The organism is Isoptericola sp. NPDC056578, assembly GCF_042793275.1.
Classification (GTDB): Bacteria; Actinomycetota; Actinomycetes; order Actinomycetales; family Cellulomonadaceae; genus Isoptericola.
Map to the genome: position 1 here is coordinate 1 of NZ_JBHTVC010000030.1, position 21,937 is coordinate 21,937.

Genomic DNA, 21,937 nt, shown 5'->3' on the forward strand with positions numbered 1-21,937 from the left:
GCATCAGATGCGGCCCGCCCTTCGGACTACCTCGGCGAGATCAGTACTTCCTCGGCCTCACCACTTGTCGTGCACGTGCTCCTTGATCGACTCGTCGTAGATCTCGCGCACGCCGGACGTGAAGAGCGGGCCGAGCACGCCGGCGTCGCCGGCCGCGGCGTTGAGCCGCGCCTGCTCGGCGCTGCGCGCGCCCGGGATGACCGTGGAGACGCCGGGCTGCTGCCACACCCAGGCGATGGCCGCCTGCGCGGGCGTGAGGTCCTGGCTCAGGGCGGACCCGGCGAGCTCCGTGAAACGGGCGGCCGCGTCGACGCCGACGTCGAACGGCACGCCGGAGAACGTCTCGCCGACGTCGAAGGCCTTGCCCTCGCGGTTGAACGTGCGGTGGTCGTCCTCCGAGAACGTGGTCTCGTGGGTGTACCGACCCGACAGGAGGCCCGAGGCGAGCGGCACCCGCGCGATGATGCCCACGCCCGCCGCGGAGGCCGCGGGCAGCACCTGCTCCAGCGGCTTGAGCCGGAACGCGTTGAGGATGATCTGCACGGTGGCGACACCGGGGCGCGCGATGGCGGTGAGCGCCTCGTCGACGGTCTCCACGGAGACGCCGTAGGCCGCCGTCACGCCCTCGGCGACGAGGGTGTCCAGCGCGTCGTACACCTCGTCGTCGGAGTAGACGGAGGTCGGCGGGCAGTGCAGCTGCACGAGGTCGAGGGTCTCCACGCCGAGGTTCCGGCGCGACCGGTCGGTCCACTCGCGGAAGTTCGACAGGACGTAGTTCTCCGGCACCTGGTCCATCCGGCGCCCCATCTTCGTGGCCACCGTGATCCCGTCGTCGCGGTGGTCGGCGAGGAAGGCGCCCAGCGCCTGCTCGCTGCGGCCGTCGCCGTAGACGTCGGCGGTGTCGAAGAACGTCACGCCGGACTCGAACGCGGCATCCAGCACCGACCGGGCCTGGTCGTCGTCGACCGTCCCCCAGTCCGCCCCCAGCTGCCAGGTTCCCAGGCCGACGACCGACACCATGCGACCGGTGCGGCCGAGCACCTGTTTCTCCATCGTTCCCCCGTTCGGTGGCGCCCCGGGCCCCCCGGACCCTCGGCGCGGACCCCTCGCGCGCGCGAGGAGACGTCTCGTCAGATATCTGGCTCCCCTACGCTACGACGCCCGCACCGATCCGGCGTGCCGACTACGGTGTGAGCGTGAACACCGCTGACTCCCCCGCCGTCCCCGCCCCGTCGGGCCGGCAGTTCCGCATCTCCTCCGGCGAGCACCGGGCCACCGTCACCGAGGTCGGGGCGATGGTGCGCGAGTACACCGTCGCCGGCCGCGACGTGTTCGTGCCGTTCGCCGAGGACGAGGCGGCCCCCGTCTTCAACGCCGCGGTCCTCGCCCCGTGGCCGAACCGCCTGCGCGACGGCGCCTACACGACCGACGGCATCCTGCACCAGGTGGCCGTGAGCGAACCCGACCGCGGGACGGCGCTGCACGGCCTGGTGTGCTGGTACCGCTGGACGCCCGTCGAGGTGGCCGACGACGCGGTGACGCTCGAGCTCGCCCTTCCCGCACAGAAGGGCTGGCCGTTCCAGCTCGTGCTCCGCACCCGGTACGCCGTGTCCGACGCCGGCCTGGAGGTCGTGGTCAGCGCGCGCAACGTCGGCACCGGGACCGCGCCGTACGGCGTCGGCTTCCACCCGTGGCTGTCCACCGGCGGCGCCACGCTGGACGACTGCACGGTCAGCCTGGACGCCACGACGCACGTCACCGTCGACGACCGGCTGCTGCCCACGGGCACCGAGCCCGTCGCCGGCCCGTACGACCTGCGCACCACGCGGTCGCTCGCCGGCCTGGACCTCGACGACGCGTGGACGGGTGCCACCCGCGACGACGCCGGGCTGTCGTGGGCGCGTCTCGGCCGCCCCGACGGGAGCACCGCCGCGATCTGGATGGACGGGTCCATGGACTGCTGGCAGGTCTGCTCGGCCGACCACATCACCGGCTACGAGCGGTTCGGCCTCGCCGCCGAGCCGATGAGCTGCGTGGCCGACGCGTTCAACACCGGCGAGCACCTCGTCCACCTCGCCCCGGGTGACGAGCACGTCGTGCGCTGGGGTGCCACGCTGCTCTGACCCGTCGGGGCAGCAGGCACGCCTCCCCCGCTGTGGTCCTGACTACTCGGGGAGCCGCGCGGCGTGGGATCCTGCGACGCGGCCGGGCGGGCGGCGACAATGGCCGCGCAACTGCGAGACAGGACTTGGACGGTGAGGGCTCAGTGACCCAGACCGAGGTGCGCATCTGCGTCGTGGGCGACGAGCTCAGCGTGGGCGTCGGGGACGCCCGCGCCCTGGGGTGGACGGGGCGCGTCATGGCCCGGACCCGCTTCGGGCGGCCGGCGATGGCGTTCACCCTCGCCGTGCCCGGGGAGACCAGCTCGGCGCTCGGCGCCCGCTGGCAGGCGGAGACGGAGTCGCGCTTCGGCCCGGAGGACACGTGCGAGAACCGCCTCGTCGTGGCCCTCGGCCGGCACGACGTCGACTCGTCGCTGTCGGTGGCGCGGTCGCGGCTCAACCTCGCGAACATCCTCGATGTGGCCGAGACGAGCCGGATCCCGGCGTTCGTCGTCGGGCCGCCGCCGGGGCGGCCGGAGGACGGCGGACGCATCGCGGACCTCTCGGCCGCGTTCTCCGACGTCGCCAACCGGCGCCGCGTGCCGTACGTCGACACGTACACGCCGCTGGCGCAGCACGAGCAGTGGCTGGCGGACCTCGCGACCAACGGCTCGACCTACCCGGGGCAGGCGGGCTACGGCCTCATGGCGTGGCTCGTGCTGCACACCGGCTGGCACGCGTGGCTGGGCCTGCCCGCCGACGAGTGAGACGTGCCGGCGAGCGACCGCCGGCGACCGTCAGACGCCTGCCCGCTCGGCCAGGCCGCGCACGTACGCGGCCTGGCCGACGTGCTGCAGGTCGTCGCCGACGACGCTGACGAGCCGCACCGCGAGCGTGAACTGCGGGTCCCAGCGGGTGTCGACCACGCGCTCCAGGTCCTCGGCCGTCACGGTCCCCAGGTACGCCGTCGTGGCGGCGTGCACGTCGTCGAGGTAGCCCCGCAGCAGCGCGGCGTCGGCGCGCACGGCCGCGACCTGCTCGGGGGTGTGGCCGTAGCCCGTGTCCGTGACGTCGAACGGCAGCGCGAGCTTCGCGGCCCAGCCGCCCGCCGTCCACCGCTGCTCGGTGCCGGCGACGTCCGCGACGTGGTCGTCCTGCACCCGAGTCAGGTGCCACACGAGCCACGCGACGGTGTTCGCCTCCGGGTCGGGGCGGTACGTCAGCTGTTCCGCCGTGGCCCCGCGGAGCACGCGGTGCACCGTCCCGGCGATCCGCCCGAAGGCGTCGGTCAGCAGGGCGACGTGGGGTGCGGACGGTTCCGACGGTGCGGTCATCGTGCTCCTCCTCCTCGGCGCCCCGGGCGGGCGCCGGTCAGCGGCGGTCGACGGTGACGTGCGCGGACGTCACCGTCGCGGACAGGTAGGCGGCGCTGCGGCCGTCGGCGGGCTGCTCGCCGTGGTCGACGACCAGGGTCGCGCCGGCGCTCGGCAGCACCGAGCCGTCGAGCACGACCTGGCCGGACGCCCCACGCACCTTGAGGTTCACCGGGCTGCCGGCCGGGAGCCGCAGGTCGATCGCGCCCGAGACCGTCTTGGCCGTGATCAGCGGGCTCGCCTGGGTGGCGGTGACCGTCGCGGCCCCGGACACGGTGTTCAGGGAGACCCGCGCGAGCGCACCGGCAAGGGCGATCGACCCGGCCGCGCTGCTCGCCGTCACGTCCCCGGTGTGCTCCTCGGCCGACAGCGCGCCCGAGACGGTCTTGAGCGACATCGGGCCGGTGGTCCCGGTCGTGCGCACGGCGCCGGTCACGGTCTTCACCGCGACCTTGCGGCCCCCGGTCACCTCGACGTCCGCACCGAGGGTGCCGACGTCGACCGCCCCGTCCGCCGGGACGACGACGCGCACGACGGCACGCTCGCTCTGGCGCGGGTTGCGCAGCTTCGCCCACACGGAGTCGAGCACCGAGCTCTCGTAGCCCACGCGCAGCCGGTCCCCGTCGCGCACGACCTGGACCGGCTTGGCGCCCACCTCGAGCAGCTCGATCCGGACCCCCGTCGAGGCCGGGTCGGCGACGACGTCGGCGCGCCCGTCCTGCAGGCGCAGCGTCACCGCCGTGACCTGCTCGACGTCGATGGTCTGCGGGGCGGCGACCGCCCACGACTCCGTGCTCATGAGGCTCCCTGTGATGCTCGGGCTGCGTGCTGGGGACGGGTACCACCCTGGCAGAGCCCGAAGCCGTGCGGATCGGGGATGCCCCGGATTCCGACCCCGGGCCTCGGGTGTGGGACCATGGGACCCGACCCCTCGTCCATCTTTCGTGAGGAGACCACCATGAGCAAGCGCGGTCGCAAGCGTCGTAGCCGCAAGGGCAACGCCGCCAACCACGGCAAGCGTCCCAACGCCTGACGCGCCGAGGTAGTACGACATTCGCCGAGGTAGCTCCGGTGGACGCGTGGCCCGTGGCCACGGCTCCTGCCGGAACTACCTCGGCGAATGTCGTGCTACCGGCGTGAGGCCTACTCGGCGGTGGACATCACCGTCAGCTGGGCGTGGATGCGCACGCGGAGGGTCTCCGGGGCGCGCTCCGCGCACGAGCGACGGACGAGCTGCTTGACGAGCTCCTCGACGCTCAGCTCGGCGAGGCACGGCGAGCAGTGCGCGACGTGCGCGCGCATCCGCTGCTCGTCCTCGGGCGTCATCTCCGAGTCGAGGTACTCGTTCAGGTGCACGAGCGCGTGCTCGCACTCGTTCTCCCCTTCGGCCCGGTCGTGCGGGATGGGGGTGACGGGGTCGGTCATGACGCTCCTCCACGAGCCGGGACCAGGCCACGCTGAGCGGCGTAGTCGGCGAGCAGCTCACGCAGCTGCCGGCGTCCGCGGTGCAGCCGGGACATCACCGTCCCGATCGGCGTACCCATGATCTCGGCGATCTCCTTGTAGGGGAAGCCCTCGACGTCGGCGTAGTAGACGACCATGCGCCGGTCCTCGGGCAGCTCCTGCAGCGCGCGCTTCACGTCGGAGTCCGGGAGCCGGTCGAGCGCCTCGGCCTCGGCCGACCGCAGCCCCTGCGACGTGTGCGACGCGGCGCGGGCGATCTGCCAGTCCTCGACGTCCTCCGCCTGGGACTGCTGCGGCTCGCGCTGCTTCTTGCGATAGCTGTTGATGAACGTGTTCGTGAGGATGCGGTACAGCCAGGCCTTGAGGTTCGTGCCGGGCTTGTACTGGTGGAAGGCGGCGAACGCCTTCGCGAACGTCTCCTGCACCAGGTCCTCGGCGTCCGCGGGGTTGCGCGTCATGCGCAGGGCGGCGGAGTAGAGCTGGTCCAGGTACTGCAGGGCGTCACGCTCGAAGCGCTCGGCCCGGGCCGCGCTGCTCTCGCCCTCGGGGGCACGCTCCGTGTCCTCGGGGATCTCCTCGCCGTCCGGGGTGCTCCCGTGCGGCGCGTCGCCGCTCGCCGGGCCAAGGTCCTGGGTCATCACCGACGAGCCTAGTCCAGCCACTGGGCGGGGTCCTCCGATCCACGGGGTGTGCAGGTCTGTCGTGGGGCCGACCACCGCGTCGTCCGCGTTCGCCGTCAGGGCGTCGGCCGGGACGGCGAACAGCCGCACGGACGCGCGTCCGGCTGCGGGGACGGCGGTCGCCGTCGTCGAGGTACGGGTGCTCACGTCGGTGTGAACCGCGGAAGAGGGCTCCGCATTCCCAGGCGGACGCCCGTCGGCGCCCCGGTCGGGAGCCGCGTCAGGACGCCAGCGGTGCGGCGAACCGGCGACGGTAGGAGACCGGGCTGGTGCCGAGCTGGCGAGCGAAGTGGTGCCGCAGCACGGGCGCGCTGCCGAAGCCGACCAGTCGCGCGATCTCGTCGACGGGCGCCTCGGTCGACTCGAGCAGCTCCTGCGCCCGGGCGACCCGCTGCCGCGCGAGCCAGGCGGCCGGCGTCGTGCCCGTCTCCTGCCGGAAGCGGCGCGCGAAGGTGCGCTCGGACAGCGCGGCCCGGCGAGCCAGCCGGGGCACGGTGTGCTCCTCGGCGAGGTGCTCCCGCATCCAGGCGAGCAGGCCGGCGAGCGACTCGCCGTCGCGCGGGAGCGGGTCCACGACGAACTGCGCCTGGCCGCCCTCGCGCTGCGGCGGCACCACCATGCGCCGCGCGACCGCGCGGGCGGCGTCCGCGCCGACCTCGGTCCGCACGAGGTGCAGCGCGGCGTCGATCCCCGCCGCGGTGCCGGCGCTGGTGAGCACGCGCCCGTCCTCGACGTACAGCGCGCCGGGGTCGACGTCGGCCGTCGGGACCTCGGCCGCGAGCCGCTCCGTGTACATCCAGTGCGTGGTGCACCGCCGCCCGTCGAGCAGCCCCGCCCGCGCGAGCGCGAACGCGCCGGAGCAGATGGCGAACAGCCAGGCGCCGCGGTCGTGGGCGGCCCGGAGCGCGTCGAGGTAGGCCTGCGGGAGGACCTCCTCGCCGTCGTCGTCGATGCCGTAGGCGACGGCGACGACGAGATCGGCGTCGTCGAGCGCCTCGAGGCCGTGCTCCACGACGACGGGGAAGCCGCCCTTGGTCATCACGGGTCCGGGCACGGGTGCGCAGAGCGTGAAGTCGAACGACGGGCCGCCCGTGTCGCGACGGTCGATGCCGAACACCTCGTACGCGACCCCGAGCTCGAACGGCGCGACGCCGGGGACGACGACGGCGGCGACCTTGCGGATCATGTCGCCCATGCTGCCACGTCGATGGCTGGATGTCGACGCATGCTGGCACTTCTGCCACTCGTGGCAGGACCGCAACGCGCGAAGGATTACTGCCATGACCGCACTGATCCTCGTCCTCGCCGCCCTGCTCCTGGCCGCCTACGCCGCCCGCCTCGTCCGGACGGTCCGCCGAGACGGCCTCGGCACCCGCCGCCCCCCACGCTCCCACCACGACTGGTGGGAGGACGCGCCCGCCTGACGCACGGCCGCGCCGCGCCCGCCGGTCGCCGCGCAAGCGCGGGTCTGCTCTGCCACAGTGGGCCCATGCTGCTGCGCCGTATCGCCCGACCCCTCCTGGCCGCCCCGTTCGTCTACGACGGGATCCAGGCCGTGCTGCACCCGGCCGAGCACGTGGACGCCGCCCGCGAGGGCTCCCGGCTCGTCACGGACGCGGTCGGCGCCGAGCCGCTCGGCGACCGCCAGCTCGGGTTCCTGGTACGGGCGCACGGCGCCGTGACCGCCGCGGCCGGCGTCCTGCTCGCCGTCGGCCGCACGCCTCGCACCGCCGCGCTCGCGCTGGCCGCGCTCACCGCGCCGCTCGCCGTCGCCCACCAGCCGTTCACCAGCAAGGGCGCCGAGCGCAGCCTGCGCACCGCGGCCTTCGTCAAGGACCTCGGCAAGGTCGGCGCCGCCGTCATCGCGGGCGTGGACCTCGAGGGCCGGCCGGGCGTGACCTACCGCGTGCAGCAGGCGCGCGAGCACGCCACCCGCCTCGCGGAGGCGAAGGCCGAGGCCGTCAAGGCCACGACGAAGGCCGAGGCCCAGAAGCTGCGCGCCAAGGTCGCCGAGGCGGTCTGACCTTCCGGCGGCAGGCGCGGCGGGCCGCGAGACGCGCCGCTCCGGAGACGTCCCGTGAACTAGCCTCGGAGCCATGACCTCCGCCGTCCCGCCGCACGCCGCCCCGCCCGCCGCCCCCGACCCGGGGGCCGACGGCTGGGCCGCACCGGTCGCGACAGGCCCGCTGGACGCGACGGTCGAGGTGCCGGGCAGCAAGTCGCTGACGAACCGCCTGCTCGTGCTGGCCGCGCTCGCCGACGGCGCGGGCACCCTGCGCGGGGCGCTGCGCTCGCGCGACGCCGACCTCATGATCGGCGCGCTGCGCGCCCTGGGCGCCGGCATCGACGAGGGCGAGGACCCGAGCACCCTGCACGTCACCCCGGGCCCGCTGCGCGGCGACGTGGACGTCGACACCGGGCTGGCGGGCACGGTGATGCGGTTCCTCCCCCCGGTCGCGGCGCTGGCCGACGGCCCGGTCCGCTTCGACGGCGACCCCGAGGCACGGGTGCGGCCGATGCTGCCGGTGCTCGCGGCGCTGGGCAGCCTGGGCGTGCGCGTCACCTCCCCCGACGGCGGGACGCCGACCCACCTGCCGTTCACCGTGCACGGCACGGGCCGGGTGGCGGGCGGCGCCGTCGACGTCGACGCGTCGGCGTCGTCCCAGTTCGTCTCGGCCCTGCTGCTCGCCGGCGCCCGCTTCGAGCGCGGCCTCACGCTGCGGCACATCGGCACCACCCTCCCGAGCCTCCCGCACATCGCGATGACCGTGGCCACCCTGCGCGACGTCGGCGTGGAGGTGGACGACTCGCGCGACGGCATCTGGCAGGTCACCCCCGGCCCGGTCGCCGCGCGCGACGTGCGGGTCGAGCCGGACCTGTCCAACGCGGCGCCGTTCCTGGCCGCCGCGGTCGTGGGCGGCGGCAGCGTCCGCGTGCCGGGCTGGCCCACGGAGACCACCCAGCCGGGCGCGCTGCTCCCGGACCTGTTCGCCCGGCTCGGGGCGCAGGCCCGCCTCGACGGCGACGTCCTGACCGTCACCGGCACGGGCGAGGTCCGCGGAGCCGACCTGGACCTGCACGCCGCGGGCGAGCTCGCCCCGACCTTCGCCGTCCTCGCCGCGCTCGCCGACTCCCCCAGCCGCCTGCGCGGCATCGCGCACCTGCGCGGTCACGAGACCGACCGCCTGGCGGCTCTCGCGACCGAGATCACCCGGCTCGGCGGGCAGGCCGAGGAGACGCGCGACGGGCTGGTCATCACGCCGCGGCCGCTGCACGGCGGCCTGTTCCGCACCTACGCCGACCACCGCATGGCGACGTCGGCCGCCGTCCTGGGCCTGCGGGTGCCGGGCGTGCGGGTGGAGAACGTCGGCACCACGGCCAAGACCCTGCCCGGCTTCGACGGGATGTGGGAGCGGATGCTGGGGGTCGGCGCCGCCACCGGGCCCGTCACCGAGGGCGAGGCCTGATGGCCCGCCGCGCCGTCGACGAGCACGCGCAGTACGCGCGGCCCTCGAAGCGCGGCTCACGGCCCCGCACCAAGCAGCGCCCCGAGCACGCCGACGCCGAGGTCGGGATGGTGACCGGCGTCGACCGCGGCCGGTACACCCTCGTGGTCGACGACGGCACCGCCGACGAGCGCACCGTCCTCGCGATGAAGGCGCGCGAGCTCACGCGCACCCGTGTCGTCGTGGGCGACCGCGTGGACGTCGTCGGCGACACGTCGGGCGACGAGGGCACGCTCGCGCGGATCGTGCGGATCCAGGACCGGTCGTCGGTGCTGCGGCGCACGGCCGACGACACCGACCCCTACGAGCGGATCGTGGTGGCGAACGCCGACCAGCTGGTCGTGGTCACCGCGCTCGCCCAGCCCGAGCCGCGCACCGGCATGATCGACCGCTGCGTCGTCGCCGCGTACGACGCCGGCATGGACGTGCTGCTGTGCCTCACCAAGGCCGACCTCGCGGACCCCGCCCCCCTGCGGGACCTGTACACCCCCATCGGCGTCGACGTCGTCGTCACGCATCGGGACGACCCCGCGAGCGTCGAAGCGGTCCGCGAGCGCCTGGCCGGGCGGACGTCGGTGCTCGTGGGACACTCCGGCGTCGGCAAGTCGACGCTCATCAACGCGCTGGTGCCCGACGCCGACCGCGCCACCGGCGTCGTCAACGACGTCACCGGCCGGGGCCGGCACACGTCCACGTCGGCGGTCGCGCTGCGGCTGCCGGTCGGGCACGACGGCGACCACGACGGCTGGGTGGTCGACACCCCGGGCGTCCGGTCGTTCGGGCTCGCGCACGTCGAGACGGACCACCTGCTGCAGGCGTTCGAGGACCTCGCCGAGGTCGCCGAGGAGTGCCCGCGCGGCTGCACCCACCTCGCGGACGCCCCCGACTGCGCGCTCGACGACTGGCTCGCCGCGTCGTCCGACGACGAGCGCCCGGCGCGCGAAGCCCGCGTCGCGTCGTTCCGGCGCCTGCTGACCGCGCGCCACTCCGCCGACTGATCCGTCACCCGGTTCCCGCGATTCGTCAGGCACAACTTGTCAGTCTGAACTGACGAGTTCTACCGTGGAGCGGTGCCCTCCTCCCCCGATCCCGTGACGCCCGTCGCCGGCGCCGCCGCGGCCGCGCGCGAGCTGCGCTCGCTCGTCGGGCGGCTGCGCCGCCGTTTCCTCGAGCTGAGCGACAACCGGGAGCTCACGCCGTCGCAGACGTCGCTGCTCTCCCGCCTCGCCAAGCACGGACCGGCGTCGCCCGGCGCGCTCGCCGCGGCCGAGCGGGTCCGGCCCCAGTCCCTCGGTGCCACCCTCGGCGTCGTCGCCGAGCGCGGCCTCGTGCGCCGGGACCCCGACCCCGACGACGGCCGCCGCCAGGTGATCTCCCTCAGCGACGACGGCCGCGCGTTCGTCGAGGGCCGGCGCGAGGCGGGGCAGGAGTGGCTGACGCGCGCCCTGGGCGAGCGCCTCACCGCCGAGGAGCTGGCCACCGTGACCGAGGCCCTCGCGATCCTCGACCGGACGCTGCTCGACCCTGCGCAGGCCGACGAGCAGGCCGACGAGGCCGACCGGCCGTGAGCCTGCTCCACCGTCACCCCGCCGCCCGCCGGGACGCCCCGCTCGCCGGCGTCCCGACCGGCTACGACCGGCGCCTCACCCCGGCGCTGGCGCTCGGCTCGCTGCTCAACCCGATCAACTCGTCGATGATCGCGGTGGCGCTGGTGCCCATCGGGCTCGCGTTCGGCGCCCCCGCCGCGCAGACGGTCTGGCTCGTCACCGCGCTCTACCTCGTCACGGCGGTGGGCCAGCCCGTCGTCGGGCGGGTGGTCGACCTCGTCGGCCCCCGGCGCCCGTACCTGGTCGGAGCCGCGCTCGTCGGCGTCGCCGGGCTGCTCGGCGCGCTGGCCCCCTCGCTCGGCATGCTCGTGCTGGCCCGCGCGCTGCTCGGCATCGGCACCTGCGCCGCCTACCCGGCGGCGATGTGGCTCGTGCGGCGCGCCACCGACCGCTCCGGCGAGGACCGCGGCGTCGCGGCGGTGCTCACGATCCTCGCCGTCACGAACCAGGTGACGATGATCGTCGGCCCGACGCTCGGCGGGCTGCTCGTCGGCGTCGGGGGCTGGCGGGCGATCTTCCTGGTCAACGTGCCGCTCGCGGTCGCGTGCCTCGTGCTGGGCGGCCTGCGGCTGCCGCGCACGACCGCCGCCGACCGCACCTCCGACGACATGCGGGACGGCACGCAGGACGACCTCCCGCGCCTCGCCGCGCGCCTCGACGTCCTCGGCGTGCTGCTCTTCGCGGCCGCGCTCACCAGCCTGATGCTCGTCCTCGTCGGGGCCACCCCCTGGTGGGTGCTCGCCGCCACCGTCGTGACGGGCGCCTGGTTCGCGCGGCACGAGCTGCGCGCCCGCCGTCCGTTCATCGACCTGCGGCTGCTCGCCGGGAACCGGCCGCTGCTGCTCACGTACGCCCGCGCCCTGCTCACCGCCACCGCGACGTACGCGTTCATGTTCGGCTACGTGCAGTGGCTCGAGCAGGGCCGCGGCCTGAGCGAGGCCGCCGCGGGGCTGCTGATGCTGCCGACGTCGGTCGTCGCGGTCGCGGTCGCGTCGGCGACCGGGCGCCGTGCCCCCGTGCGCACGGCCCTGCTCGTCGGGTCGGTGTCGCTGCTGCTCGGCGGCGCGATCCTCGCCGTCGTGCGGCCCGAGAGCCCGACGTGGCTGCTCGTCCTCGCCGGCGTCGGCATCGGCGGCATGCAGGGCCTGGCCGGGCTCGCGCACCAGAAGGCGCTCGCCCGTCAGGCCGACGCCGCGACCGTCGGCGCCGCGTCCGGGCTGCTGCGCACGTTCATGTACCTCGGCGCGCTGGTGTCCACGGCGGCCATCGCCGCCCTCTACGCCGACGGCCCCACGACGGCGGGCCTGCACGACCTCGCCCTCGCGATGGCGGCCTGCGCCGTCGCGGTCGCCGCCCTGACGCTCGGCGACCGCTCCCTGCGCCGTCGCCCCGCGACCGCCCGCACCGTGCCCGCACCTGTTCCCGCACCCGTCCCCGTACCCATACCCGGAGAGAACCGCTGATGACCTTCACCTCCCTCGACCCCCGCACCGCGCTCGTCGTCGTCGACCTGCAGGCCGGCATCCTGGCCGCGCCGACCGCACCGCACGCCGCCGACGCCGTCCTCGCCCGCAGCGTCGAGCTCGCCGACGCCTTCCGCGCCCGCGACCTGCCCGTCGTCCTCGTGCGCGTCACCGCCGCCCCCGACGGCGCGGACGCCGTGCCCGGCCGCACCGACGCCCCGCGCGGCGGAGCGCGGCCCGACGGCTGGGACGTCCTCGCCCCCGAGCTGCACACCGCGGCGTCCGACGTCGTCGTGACCAAGCGGAACTGGGGCGCCTTCTACGGCACCGACCTCGACCTGCAGCTGCGCCGCCGCGGCGTGACGCAGGTCGTGCTGACCGGCATCGCGACGAGCATCGGCGTCGAGTCCACGGCCCGCGCCGCCCACGAGCACGGGTACCACGTCTCCCTCGTCACCGACGCGATGGCCGACCGAGCGGCCGAGGACCACGAGCACAGCGTCGGGCGGCTCTTCCCCCGGCTGGGCGAGTGCGGCACGACCGCCGAGCTGCTCGCCCTGCTGGGCGGCTGACCTCTCTGTCCCGCCCCCGCGCGCCGGGGCCCGGGGGCCGCGGCGTACCGCTACCGTGTGAGGCGTGTCGTACACCCAGCCGTCTCCCAGCCCGACCAGCGGGCCCGCGCGCACGTACGAGGACGACCTGCGCCTGGCCCACGTGATCGCCGACCAGGTGGACGCGATCACGATGTCCCGCTTCAAGGCCGTGGACCTGCACGTCGAGAAGAAGCCCGACGACACGCCGGTCTCGGACGCCGACCGCTCCGCCGAGGAGTTCATCCGCGCCCAGCTCCACCGGGCGCGCACGCGGGACGCGATCGTGGGCGAGGAGTACGGCTCGGCCGGCAGCGGCGCGCGGCGATGGATCATCGACCCGATCGACGGCACCAAGAACTTCGTGCGGGGCGTCCCCGTGTGGGCCACCCTCATCGCGCTGGCCGACGGCGAGGAGGTCGTGATGGGCCTCGTCTCGGCGCCGGCGATCGGCCGCCGCTGGTGGGCGGCGAAGGGCTCGGGCGCCTGGACCGGGAAGTCGCTCGCGTCGGCGTCGCGGATGTCGGTGTCCGGCGTGAGCACGCTCGCCGACGCCTCGTTCTCCTACTCGTCCCTGTCCGGGTGGGAGGAGCACGGCAAGCTCAACGGCTTCCTCGACCTCACCCGCCAGGTGTGGCGCACCCGCGGCTACGGCGACTTCTGGTCGTACATGCTCGTCGCCGAGGGCGCCGCCGACATCGCCGCCGAGCCCGAGCTCGAGGTCTACGACATGGCCGCCCTCGTGCCCATCGTCACCGAGGCCGGCGGCCGCTTCACCGCGCTCGACGGCGCCCCGGGGCCGTGGCACGGCAACGCGCTGGCCACCAACGGCAGGCTCCACGACGAGACGCTCGTCTACCTCGGCTGACCCGTTCCGTCGTCGCCGAGAGCATTCAGGCGCGCGGGATCTGAGGGATCTCGGTCGGGTCGTACCAGAGCAGGTCGCGGTCGGTGACGCGCTGGAGCGCCGCGTCCAGCGCCTCCTCGGACGTCGCGCCCGCGCCGCCCGTGCGCTCGGCGTCGTGCTCCTCGTCGGCGGCGGCGAGCACCGCGCGCACGTCCTCGGCCGCCTCAGGCTCGTCGACGTGGACCGCGACGACGACCACGCCGGTCAGGGCGGCGACGTCGACGGCGCTGGGCTCGTCGGCACCGTCGGCCACCGTGACCTCGGCGTCCGGGACGTCCAGCGAGACGACGACACGGAGCGGCACGGCGGCGCGGCGGGCGGCCACGAGGGCCAGCGAGTCGTCCGCCGCGGCGAGGAAGGCCTCGTACTCCCGGCTCTCGTCGTCCTCGTCGGGCAGCTCACCGGCGAGGGCGGGCGTCACCGCGTGCGCGCGGCGGGCGGGGACGTCCCACCGCGCCCCGGCAGCCGCGACCGCGGCGTCCTCGAGCTCGTCCAGGGTGGCGGGAACGTAGATGCGCATGCGCACAGTCTGCCGCGAGCGGCAGCCCGGTGCTCACACCTCCGCGGCGACGGTCGCCCGCACCCGCTGGGCCAGCCCCTCGAACGCCACGGTCACCGACGAGCCGGGAGCCTCCTCCGCGAGCGTGCGACCCGCCAGCAGCGCGGCGTCCAGGCCGGCGGGGTCGTCCGGGACCAGGTGCACGTCGTCCACCCCGGCGTAGCGCGCCAGCGCGTCCCGCACCGCCGCCTCCGGGCGCGAGCCGGCCGCCGACGCGCGCACGCGGTTCGCGACGACCACGCGCTCCCCCGAGACGGGCACGGGCACGTCGCGCAGGTCCTCGAGCCCGCGCACGAGGCGCTGGACGCCCACCGGGTCGGCGGCGCCGACCACCACGACGACGTCCGCCGCCTGAAGCGCCGCGAGCGTCGCGCCGTTGCGCTGCGGCGCGTGGGTGTCGTACATCAGCAGTTCGTCGGCCTCCAGGAGCGGCCCGCAGTCGACGACGGTCCAGTCGGCGAGCTCGCGCGCCCGCTCGAGGACCACCTGGACGGCGCTGGCCGGCAGCTCGGGCCACCGGGCGGCGCGGGTGATCCCGGTCAGCACCCGGAGCCGGCCGCCGACGACCGGGCTGTGCCGGGCCAGCGTCGGCAGGTCGAGCGACCCGTGCGCCGCGGCGCGGGCGACCGCCGCGAGCCCCGGGGCGTCGTCGAGCAGGCCCAGCCGGGCCGCCACCGACGCGCCGTACGTGTCGGCGTCCACGACCAGCGCGTGCTCGGTGCCCGCCGATGCCGCCTCGCGCCGGGCACGACCGTGGCGCCGGCGCCCGCCGGACAGGCCGCCGAGCACGGCCGCGAGCTCGATCGCCGTCGTCGTCCGTCCCGGCGCGCCGACGGGGCCCCAGACCGCGACGACGCGCCCGCGGCGGGGCGCGGCGTCGGCCGCGACGGCGTCCTCGAGCCCGCGCACCTCCTCCGCGGCGAGCGGGTCGTCGACGTCCGCCGCGCGGCCCAGCACCAGGAGGTCGGGCGCGCCGGGCGCCGACGCGGCGGCGCCCGGCGCCGCGTCCCGGACCGCGTCGAGCAGGAGCGCCTCGTCGTACCGCTCGACGACGGCGTCCACGCCCAGCGCGTGCAGCCTGGGCGCCGGCGCGACGTCGTCACCGAGCGCGACCACGCGGACGCCCGCGGCGTGCAGCCGGCCGACCGCCTCCCGGTCCAGGCCGGGCAGGTCGCCGGAGACCAGCGCGACGGCGCCCGCGCCGGCCGCGGCCGCCGCGAGGAGCTCGGCCACGTCGCCGCACCGACGGGTGACGGTGACCCCCGAGCCCGGGCCGCCCAGGGCGAGGACGACGTCGGTCTCCGCCGCGCCGCGCACCGCGCACAGGACGGTGACGCCCGCCATCAGACGCCGGCCCCGGCCTGCGGCACCACGGTCACGCTGCCAGGGACCGCCAGCGCACGGAGGACGACGGGCAGGTCGTCCGAGGGCACGAGCACGTGCAAGGTGGCGCCGTCCGCGACGACGAGCCCGGCCCCCGCCTCGTCGACCTGCTCGACGACGACGCCCTCGACGAGCGGTGCCGGCTCCTCGGCCGCCGCGTCGGCACCGGCGGGCGCCTCGGGCGTCGACCAGAGGTCGACGGCGGACCCCGCCTTCACGCGGGACGACATGGCCTGGTCGATGGGCACGGAGACGGAGCGCACGTCGACGTCCGCGGCGTCGCCGAGGGCCGACCGGGCGACGAGCTCGCCGTCGTCGACCACCCGCAACGCGACGACCTGCTCCGGCAGCTCCTCGTCGGCACGCAGGTACAGCTCGGTCCCCGCGTCGATCCGGACGTCGACCGTGCGCAGCCGCGCCACGTCGACGGTCTCGCCCGGCGTCAGGGTGCCGTCGGCCGCGTAGACGGGCACCGTGCGGCCCGCGGAGGAGACCGCCCACGAGCCGAGGGCCACGGACGCGGCGACGATCACGACGCCGACGACCAGCCGGGGGTCGCGCCAGGTGGGGCGGCGCAGACGCGCAGCCACGGGTGCCGGCAAGGGGTCGGTGCTCACGGACGTCCTCCGGGGTCGACTGGACGCGGCCTCGGCGCAGCGTCGCGCCGGAACCTATCATCAGGCACCCCTCGCATGCTTTCGGCAACCACTGTGGACAACCGCCGTCATCACGCCTGACCGCTGTGCCAGAATTGCCCGTATGGCCAACCGGTTCCTCTCCCTCGCGGACGTGCAGGAGATGCTCAGCATCTCCAGCACCCAGGCCTACTCGCTCGTGCGCTCGGGCGAGCTGCCCGCCATCCAGGTGGGCCCCAAGAAGGTGTGGCGGGTCGAGGCGAGCAAGCTCGAGGAGTACATCGAGCACCAGTACGCCCGCACGCGCGAGCGGATCGCGTCGGGCGACCTCTGACGCCCCCGCCGGGCTCCCCCGGCGGCCTCAGGCCTCGCTGACGCGCAGCAGGGCCCCGAACGGCACCGTCCGCACGACCGGCCGCGCCCGCTCCGTCTCCTCGACGTCGAGGTGGTCGGCGCCCACGCGCCCGATCCGCCCGGTGACCGACCCGCCCGCCGTGCGGACCAGCACCCGGGCACGGTCGCGCTGCAACCCCCGGAGCACGTGACCCAGACCGAGGCCGTCGGTCCGCGCCCGCGACGGCGTCGCGAGCCGGCCCAGGCCGACGACCGAGGCGAGCGCGGCCAGCGGCACCAGGTGCTGCACCCGGCCGCGGGCGCCGCTCCCGTCGAGGAGCAGCCACGCGTGCGCGACGCGGGCGAGCCGTCCCTCGACGCCCTCGCCGTCGAGGAGCTCGAGCCGCAGCACGGAGCCCGTCGCGGCACGCAGCCGGTCGGCCAGCGGGATCGAGGCCTGCTCGGCCCGGGTGAGCTCGGCGACCGTGCCCTCCCGCTCGGCCGCCTGCTCGGCGTCGAAGCGCGCCTCGAGGTCCGCGAAGAGCAGCTCCCACCTGGCCGGACCCGCGGGTGTCATGAGGCTCCTCTCGTCGGGATCGATGCCCACAGGATGCCCGGGTAGACAGACCCGGCACCAGTCCGCTTCAATATCCACCACCAGAACACATCAACCGCTATCAACTGGCATCACCGGGAACGATCCGAGGCGATAGCGGAGGGACGAAGGAGACCTCGATGTCCGGCAGCACCCCTCACGACCGGCTCTCACGACCAGGTGGGCTCGGCCGGCTCGCCGTCCTCACGGCCGCGGCCGCGGGCGTGGGCGCCGCCCTGGTGCTGCGCACGGCCGCCGTCGTCCCGCGGACGTCCACCGCCGCCGTCGGCCTCACCGTCGACCGCTGGGTCGAGCTCGCCGTCCTCGTCGCCGGGCTGCTCGCCGCCGCCTGGCTCGCCCTGAGCAGCGCGGTCGCCCTGGCCTGCGTCGCCGCGTCTCTGCTGGGCCGCCGCTGGCGTGCCGGCGAGGCCGCCGTCGAGCGGCTCGCACCCGCGGCCGTCCGCCGCCTCGTCCGGACCGCCGTCGGCGTCGGCGTCGGCGCAGGGCTCACGCTCGCCCCGACCGCGGCCCTCGCCGCCGACGTCCAGCCCACCGGCCCGACCCCCGAGGCCTCGTCGGTCGCCCTCGACCTCGGCTGGCGGTCCACCGCCGCGGAGGGCGAGGCACCGGCCGACGCACCGACCGACGAGGCCGTCGAACGCCCGGCGGCTCCTGAGGAGGACGTGCTCGTCGAAGAGGTCGCTGCCGCCCCGGTCGCGCACCATGCCGCCCAGGATGCCGACGACGACGAGCCGGTCCGCGTGGTGCTCCGCGGCGACACCCTGTGGGGCATCGCGACCGAGGCGCTGGGCGGCTCCCCCACCGACGCGGAGATCCTCCGCGAGGTGACGCGGTGGCACACCGAGAACCGCGACGTCATCGGCGCCGACCCCGACCACCTCCTGCCCGGCCAGATCCTGCACGCCCCGGCCTGACGACCCGACGTCCCACGACTCCCGCACCACCCACCGGAGGGCACCATGACCGCGACGACGACCGCGCCGACCACGCCGGCGACGAAGGCTTCCCCGGAGCAGGGCACCTCCGCCCCCGGCACGGCGCCCGAGGGCACGACGGCGACGCCCGGCACCGGACCGGGCACCGAGGCGGACCGGCACGATGTCGCCACGGCGCAGGACGACGGCGCCCCCACCCGGCGGGCGCTGCGGGTGTCGGCCCCGCCGCGACCGGCCGGCCCGGCGGGCTATCCCGAGGCGAGCACCCGGCCGGCACCGCGGACGCGGCGGGTGCGGGTCGGCACCCCGGGCGTGCGGCGCGACCCTGACGACGACCAGGACCTCACGGCGAGGCCGCTGCGGGAGGCCGCGCCCGCGCCGCTGCCCGACCCGACGGCGCAGTGCTGCACGGTCGTGCGCGCCGCGATCGAGGTCCTGCGCGGGGAGCGGCCGGCGGCGCAGCTCGCCCGTTGGGTCACGCCGCAGGTGCGCGACCAGCTGGCCGAGCGCGCCCGGATCGGCCTGGCCCACGCCCCACTGCGGGACGCGGCGCACCACCGGCCCGTCCAGGTGCGGCGCGTCCGGCTGGTCCGCCTGGGTGACGACGTGGCCGAGGCGACCGTCGTCCTGGACGACGACGGGCGGGTGCGTGCCGCGGCCGTCCGGCTGGAGGCGCGCCGAGGCGCCTGGCGCGTCGCCGTCCTCGAGATCGGCTGACCGGCGCGGACGGGAGAACGCCGGAGCCCCGGACCGCGGGTGCGGGTCGGGGCTCCGGCGTCGTGGCGTCGCTCAGGGAGTCGTCGTCACTCCTCGTTGACGCCGTGGCAGACCTTGTACTTCTTCCCGGAGCCGCAGGGGCACTGGGCGTTGCGCGGCGTGCCGGGGAAGGTCCGGCCGTCGCTGGTGGCCGCCGTGGCCTCCCCGTGCAGCTCGCGGCGCGAGCGGCGCGTGGGAGCGCCCGTCGTCGTGGTCGAGCCGTCCTCGCTCGGCGACGAGTAGGACAGGCGCTGCGGCGCCGGGGCGTCGAGCCCCTTGGCCAGGAGCACGGGCTCCTCCGCCGCCGCGGGAGCAGGCTCCGCCGCAGCCGGCTCGGGCTCGGCCTGGGCCGCGGGCTCGGCGACCGGGGCGGCCTCGGCGGCCGGCGCCGTCCCGCCCGCCACGACCTGGCCCGCGTCGGACTGCGCCGCCGCCGCAGCGCTGGCCGCGGAGATCACCGGGGCGCCGGGAGCACCCTGGGCGCCGGGCTGCTGCACCTGCACGTCGAGGTTGAACAGGAACCCGACCGACTCCTCCTTGATGGACTCCGTCATCGCCTGGAACAGCTGGAAGCCCTCGCGCTGGTACTCGATCAGGGGGTCGCGCTGCGCCATCGCGCGCAGGCCGATGCCCTCCTTGAGGTAGTCCATCTCGTAGAGGTGCTCGCGCCACTTGCGGTCGAGCACCGAGAGCACGACGCGGCGCTCGAGCTGGCGCATCGCGGGCCCGCCGAGGGACTCCTCGCGCGCCTCGTACGCCACGCGGGCGTCCGAGAGCAGCTCCTCGAGGATCAGCTCGTGCGTCAGCCGGCCGACGCCGCCCGCCTCCTCGACGACGTCCTCCGGCGTGATCGACACCGGGTACACCGACTTGAGCGCGGTCCACAGCGCGTCCAGGTCCCAGGCCTCGGGGTTGCCCTCGGCGGTCGCGCCGTCCACGTACGCGGTGACGACGTCCGTGAGGAAGTGCTGCACCTGGTCCTCGAGGTCCTCGCCCTCGAGCACCCGCTTGCGCTCCGCGTAGATGACCGAGCGCTGCCGCGACAGGACGTCGTCGTACTTGAGGACGTTCTTGCGGATCTCGAAGTTGCGGGCCTCGACCTGCGACTGCGCGCTCTGGATGCCGCGCGTGACCATCTTCGACTCGAGCGGCATGTCGTCGGGGAAGCCGGCACGGTCCATCATCGAGGACGCGAGCCCCGAGTTGAACAGGCGCATGAGGTCGTCCTGCATGGACAGGTAGAACCGCGACTCGCCCGGGTCGCCCTGACGGCCGGAACGACCGCGCAGCTGGTTGTCGATGCGGCGCGACTCGTGCCGCTCCGTGCCGAGCACGTAGAGCCCACCGAGCTCGGTGACCTCCTCGTGCTCCGAGGCCACCGCCTGCTTGGCCTTCTCGAGCACGTCCGGCCAGGCCGCCTCGTAGGCCTCCGGGTCCTCCCCGGCGTCGAGACCGCGCTGGGCCATCTCGGAGACGGCGAGGAACTCGGCGTTGCCGCCGAGCATGATGTCGGTGCCGCGGCCGGCCATGTTGGTGGCGACGGTGACGGCGCCCTTGCGACCGGCCTGCGCGACGACGGACGCCTCGCGCTCGTGCTCCTTGGCGTTCAGGACGCTGTGCGGCACGCCCGCCCGCTTGAGCAGGCCCGACAGCAGCTCGGACTTCTCGACGCTCGTGGTGCCGACCAGCACCGGCTGGCCCTTCGCGTGGCGCTCGACGATGTCCTCGACGACGGCGTTGAACTTGCCGTCCTCGTTCTTGTAGACGAGGTCCGCCTGGTCCATGCGGATCATGGGCCGGTTGGTGGGGATCGGCACGACGCCCAGCTTGTAGGTGCCCTGGAACTCGGCGGCCTCGGTCTCGGCCGTACCGGTCATGCCGGACAGCTTGTCGTAGAGGCGGAAATAGTTCTGCAGCGTGATCGTGGCGAGCGTCTGGTTCTCCGCCTTGATCTGCACGCCCTCCTTGGCCTCGATGGCCTGGTGCATGCCCTCGTTGTAGCGGCGCCCGGCGAGGATGCGGCCGGTGTGCTCGTCGACGATCATGACCTCGCCGTTGAGCACGACGTAGTCCTTGTCGCGCTTGAACAGCTCCTTCGCCTTGATGGCGTTGTTGAGGAAGCCGATCAGCGGGGTGTTCAGCGACTCGTAGAGGTTGTCGATGCCGAGGTAGTCCTCGATCTTCTCGATGCCGGGCTCGAGCACGCCGACGGTCTTCTTCTTCTCGTCGACCTCGTAGTCCTTCTCGACCTCGAGGCGGCGCACGACCTTCGCGAACTCGGTGTACCAGCGGTTCGCGTCCCCGGAGGCGGGGCCGGAGATGATGAGCGGCGTGCGGGCCTCGTCGATGAGGATCGAGTCCACCTCGTCGACGATGGCGAAGTGGTGGCCGCGCTGCACCAGGTCGTCGGGCGACCAGGCCATGTTGTCGCGCAGGTAGTCGAAGCCGAACTCGTTGTTGGTGCCGTAGGTGATGTCGGCCGCGTACTGCCTGCGGCGCTCCTCCGGCGTCTGACCCGAGACGATGACGCCCGTCGTCATGCCGAGGAAGCGGTAGACGCGGCCCATGAGGTCGCCCTGGTACTTCGCGAGGAAGTCGTTGGTCGTGACGACGTGCACGCCCTTGCCCTCGAGGGCGTTGAGGTAGGCGGCGGTCGTGGCGACGAGCGTCTTGCCCTCACCGGTCTTCATCTCGGCGATGTTGCCGAGGTGCAGGGCGGCGCCGCCCATGAGCTGCACGTCGAAGTGCCGCTGGCCGAGGGTGCGGCGCGCGGCCTCGCGCACCGCGGCGAACGCCTCGGGGAGCAGCTCGTCGAGCGTGGTGCCGTGCTCGAGGCGCTCCTTGAAGCGGTCGGTCTCCTCGTGCAGCTCGGCGTCGCTCAGCTCCTCGAAGCTGGGCTCGAGCCGGTTGACCTGCTGGGCCAGGCTGTTGAGCTTCTTGACAATCCGGCCCTCGCCAAGACGGAGGACCTTCTCGAGGATCGCAGGCACGCAGTACTCCAGGGTCGGTGGCGCCCCGGGGATGGCCG

At 75.0% G+C, this 21,937-nt stretch carries 26 protein-coding genes; 15 read left to right on the plus strand and 11 right to left on the minus strand.

Annotated features, from left to right (window positions below):
• Positions 1-57 precede the first annotated feature (57 nt).
• A complete protein-coding gene (locus ACFQ80_RS13000) occupies positions 58-1,053 on the minus strand; it encodes an aldo/keto reductase (RefSeq protein WP_430549020.1) in 996 nt (331 codons plus the stop codon).
• A 143-nt stretch (positions 1,054-1,196) separates the two neighbouring features.
• Between ACFQ80_RS13000 and ACFQ80_RS13005 the strand changes: the two genes are divergently transcribed.
• Positions 1,197-2,123 (plus strand): aldose 1-epimerase family protein, encoded by a 927-nt coding sequence (locus tag ACFQ80_RS13005; RefSeq protein WP_430563939.1) that lies wholly within the window; start codon positions 1,197-1,199, stop codon positions 2,121-2,123.
• Between the two features lie 143 nt (positions 2,124-2,266).
• Entirely contained in the window at positions 2,267-2,869 is a 603-nt protein-coding gene (locus tag ACFQ80_RS13010) for a GDSL-type esterase/lipase family protein (RefSeq protein WP_430549018.1), read from the plus strand.
• Between the two features lie 30 nt (positions 2,870-2,899).
• Here the strand turns inward: ACFQ80_RS13010 and ACFQ80_RS13015 are convergent, their stop codons facing one another.
• Both ACFQ80_RS13015 and ACFQ80_RS13020 read right to left on the minus strand, forming a co-directional pair.
• Complete coding sequence (locus ACFQ80_RS13015) at positions 2,900-3,436, minus strand: DUF664 domain-containing protein (RefSeq protein WP_430563940.1); 537 nt, start codon at positions 3,434-3,436, stop codon at positions 2,900-2,902.
• Between the two features lie 37 nt (positions 3,437-3,473).
• Positions 3,474-4,274 (minus strand): DUF4097 family beta strand repeat-containing protein, encoded by an 801-nt coding sequence (locus tag ACFQ80_RS13020; RefSeq protein ID WP_430563941.1) that lies wholly within the window; start codon positions 4,272-4,274, stop codon positions 3,474-3,476.
• Between the two features lie 159 nt (positions 4,275-4,433).
• On the opposite strand from ACFQ80_RS13020, the gene ACFQ80_RS13025 reads away from it, so the two are divergent.
• Positions 4,434-4,508 (plus strand): 50S ribosomal protein bL37, encoded by a 75-nt coding sequence (locus ACFQ80_RS13025; RefSeq protein WP_099052597.1) that lies wholly within the window; start codon positions 4,434-4,436, stop codon positions 4,506-4,508.
• A 110-nt stretch (positions 4,509-4,618) separates the two neighbouring features.
• Here the strand turns inward: ACFQ80_RS13025 and rsrA are convergent, their stop codons facing one another.
• The gene (gene rsrA, locus ACFQ80_RS13030) at positions 4,619-4,900 is read right to left on the minus strand and encodes a mycothiol system anti-sigma-R factor (protein WP_430549015.1); all 282 of its coding nucleotides are present in this window, start codon (positions 4,898-4,900) and stop codon (positions 4,619-4,621) included.
• Positions 4,897-5,577, minus strand: a complete 681-nt coding sequence (locus ACFQ80_RS13035) for a sigma-70 family RNA polymerase sigma factor (RefSeq protein WP_430549014.1) — start codon at positions 5,575-5,577, stop codon at positions 4,897-4,899. The genes rsrA and ACFQ80_RS13035 overlap by 4 nt, the downstream gene beginning before the upstream one ends.
• A gap of 64 nt (positions 5,578-5,641) precedes the next feature.
• Between ACFQ80_RS13035 and ACFQ80_RS13040 the strand changes: the two genes are divergently transcribed.
• Positions 5,642-5,776 (plus strand): hypothetical protein, encoded by a 135-nt coding sequence (locus tag ACFQ80_RS13040; RefSeq protein ID WP_430549013.1) that lies wholly within the window; start codon positions 5,642-5,644, stop codon positions 5,774-5,776.
• Positions 5,777-5,839: 63 nt separating this feature from the next.
• On the opposite strand, the gene ACFQ80_RS13045 is transcribed toward ACFQ80_RS13040, so the two are convergent.
• Entirely contained in the window at positions 5,840-6,805 is a 966-nt protein-coding gene (locus ACFQ80_RS13045; protein ID WP_430549012.1) for a helix-turn-helix domain-containing protein, read from the minus strand.
• A gap of 94 nt (positions 6,806-6,899) precedes the next feature.
• On the opposite strand from ACFQ80_RS13045, the gene ACFQ80_RS13050 reads away from it, so the two are divergent.
• From ACFQ80_RS13050 to hisN, 8 genes are all read left to right on the plus strand, one after another.
• On the plus strand, positions 6,900-7,043 hold the full coding sequence (locus ACFQ80_RS13050; protein ID WP_430549011.1) for a hypothetical protein: 144 nt from the start codon (positions 6,900-6,902) through the stop codon (positions 7,041-7,043).
• Between the two features lie 65 nt (positions 7,044-7,108).
• Positions 7,109-7,642: a DoxX family membrane protein gene (locus ACFQ80_RS13055; RefSeq protein WP_430549010.1), complete on the plus strand. Its 534-nt coding sequence runs from the start codon at positions 7,109-7,111 to the stop codon at positions 7,640-7,642.
• Between the two features lie 73 nt (positions 7,643-7,715).
• Entirely contained in the window at positions 7,716-9,086 is a 1,371-nt protein-coding gene (aroA, locus tag ACFQ80_RS13060) for a 3-phosphoshikimate 1-carboxyvinyltransferase (protein WP_430563942.1), read from the plus strand.
• On the plus strand, positions 9,086-10,123 hold the full coding sequence (gene rsgA, locus ACFQ80_RS13065; RefSeq protein ID WP_430549008.1) for a ribosome small subunit-dependent GTPase A: 1,038 nt from the start codon (positions 9,086-9,088) through the stop codon (positions 10,121-10,123). The genes aroA and rsgA overlap by 1 nt, the downstream gene beginning before the upstream one ends.
• 72 nt (positions 10,124-10,195) lie before the next feature.
• Positions 10,196-10,693 carry a MarR family winged helix-turn-helix transcriptional regulator gene (locus ACFQ80_RS13070; protein WP_430549007.1) on the plus strand — a complete coding sequence of 166 codons (498 nt, stop codon included), beginning with the start codon at positions 10,196-10,198 and terminating at the stop codon, positions 10,691-10,693.
• The gene (locus tag ACFQ80_RS13075) at positions 10,690-12,195 is read left to right on the plus strand and encodes an MFS transporter (protein ID WP_430563943.1); all 1,506 of its coding nucleotides are present in this window, start codon (positions 10,690-10,692) and stop codon (positions 12,193-12,195) included. The genes ACFQ80_RS13070 and ACFQ80_RS13075 overlap by 4 nt, the downstream gene beginning before the upstream one ends.
• Entirely contained in the window at positions 12,195-12,767 is a 573-nt protein-coding gene (locus ACFQ80_RS13080) for a hydrolase (protein ID WP_430563944.1), read from the plus strand. The genes ACFQ80_RS13075 and ACFQ80_RS13080 overlap by 1 nt, the downstream gene beginning before the upstream one ends.
• A 64-nt stretch (positions 12,768-12,831) precedes the next feature.
• Entirely contained in the window at positions 12,832-13,653 is an 822-nt protein-coding gene (gene hisN / locus ACFQ80_RS13085) for a histidinol-phosphatase (RefSeq protein WP_430563945.1), read from the plus strand.
• A gap of 25 nt (positions 13,654-13,678) precedes the next feature.
• Here hisN and ACFQ80_RS13090 read toward each other — a convergent pair whose 3' ends face one another.
• From ACFQ80_RS13090 to ACFQ80_RS13100, 3 genes are read right to left on the minus strand one after another with little or no spacing between them, the layout of a single operon-like run.
• Positions 13,679-14,212, minus strand: coding sequence for a DUF6912 family protein (locus tag ACFQ80_RS13090; RefSeq protein WP_430563946.1), 534 nt, complete (start codon positions 14,210-14,212; stop codon positions 13,679-13,681).
• 33 nt (positions 14,213-14,245) lie between these two features.
• On the minus strand, positions 14,246-15,595 hold the full coding sequence (locus tag ACFQ80_RS13095; protein ID WP_430563947.1) for a CpaE family protein: 1,350 nt from the start codon (positions 15,593-15,595) through the stop codon (positions 14,246-14,248).
• Positions 15,595-16,251 (minus strand): hypothetical protein, encoded by a 657-nt coding sequence (locus ACFQ80_RS13100; RefSeq protein WP_430563948.1) that lies wholly within the window; start codon positions 16,249-16,251, stop codon positions 15,595-15,597. The genes ACFQ80_RS13095 and ACFQ80_RS13100 overlap by 1 nt, the downstream gene beginning before the upstream one ends.
• Positions 16,252-16,393: 142 nt before the next feature.
• On the opposite strand from ACFQ80_RS13100, the gene ACFQ80_RS13105 reads away from it, so the two are divergent.
• The gene (locus tag ACFQ80_RS13105) at positions 16,394-16,603 is read left to right on the plus strand and encodes a helix-turn-helix domain-containing protein (RefSeq protein ID WP_430549000.1); all 210 of its coding nucleotides are present in this window, start codon (positions 16,394-16,396) and stop codon (positions 16,601-16,603) included.
• 27 nt (positions 16,604-16,630) lie between these two features.
• Here ACFQ80_RS13105 and ACFQ80_RS13110 read toward each other — a convergent pair whose 3' ends face one another.
• Positions 16,631-17,179 (minus strand): hypothetical protein, encoded by a 549-nt coding sequence (locus tag ACFQ80_RS13110; RefSeq protein WP_430563949.1) that lies wholly within the window; start codon positions 17,177-17,179, stop codon positions 16,631-16,633.
• Between the two features lie 158 nt (positions 17,180-17,337).
• Between ACFQ80_RS13110 and ACFQ80_RS13115 the strand changes: the two genes are divergently transcribed.
• Positions 17,338-18,132 (plus strand): LysM peptidoglycan-binding domain-containing protein, encoded by a 795-nt coding sequence (locus ACFQ80_RS13115; RefSeq protein WP_430563950.1) that lies wholly within the window; start codon positions 17,338-17,340, stop codon positions 18,130-18,132.
• Positions 18,133-18,177: 45 nt separating this feature from the next.
• A complete protein-coding gene (locus ACFQ80_RS13120) occupies positions 18,178-18,870 on the plus strand; it encodes an Rv3235 family protein (protein WP_430563951.1) in 693 nt (230 codons plus the stop codon).
• Positions 18,871-18,956: 86 nt separating this feature from the next.
• Here ACFQ80_RS13120 and secA read toward each other — a convergent pair whose 3' ends face one another.
• Positions 18,957-21,899, minus strand: a complete 2,943-nt coding sequence (secA, locus tag ACFQ80_RS13125; RefSeq protein ID WP_430563952.1) for a preprotein translocase subunit SecA — start codon at positions 21,897-21,899, stop codon at positions 18,957-18,959.
• Positions 21,900-21,937: the final 38 nt, after the last annotated feature.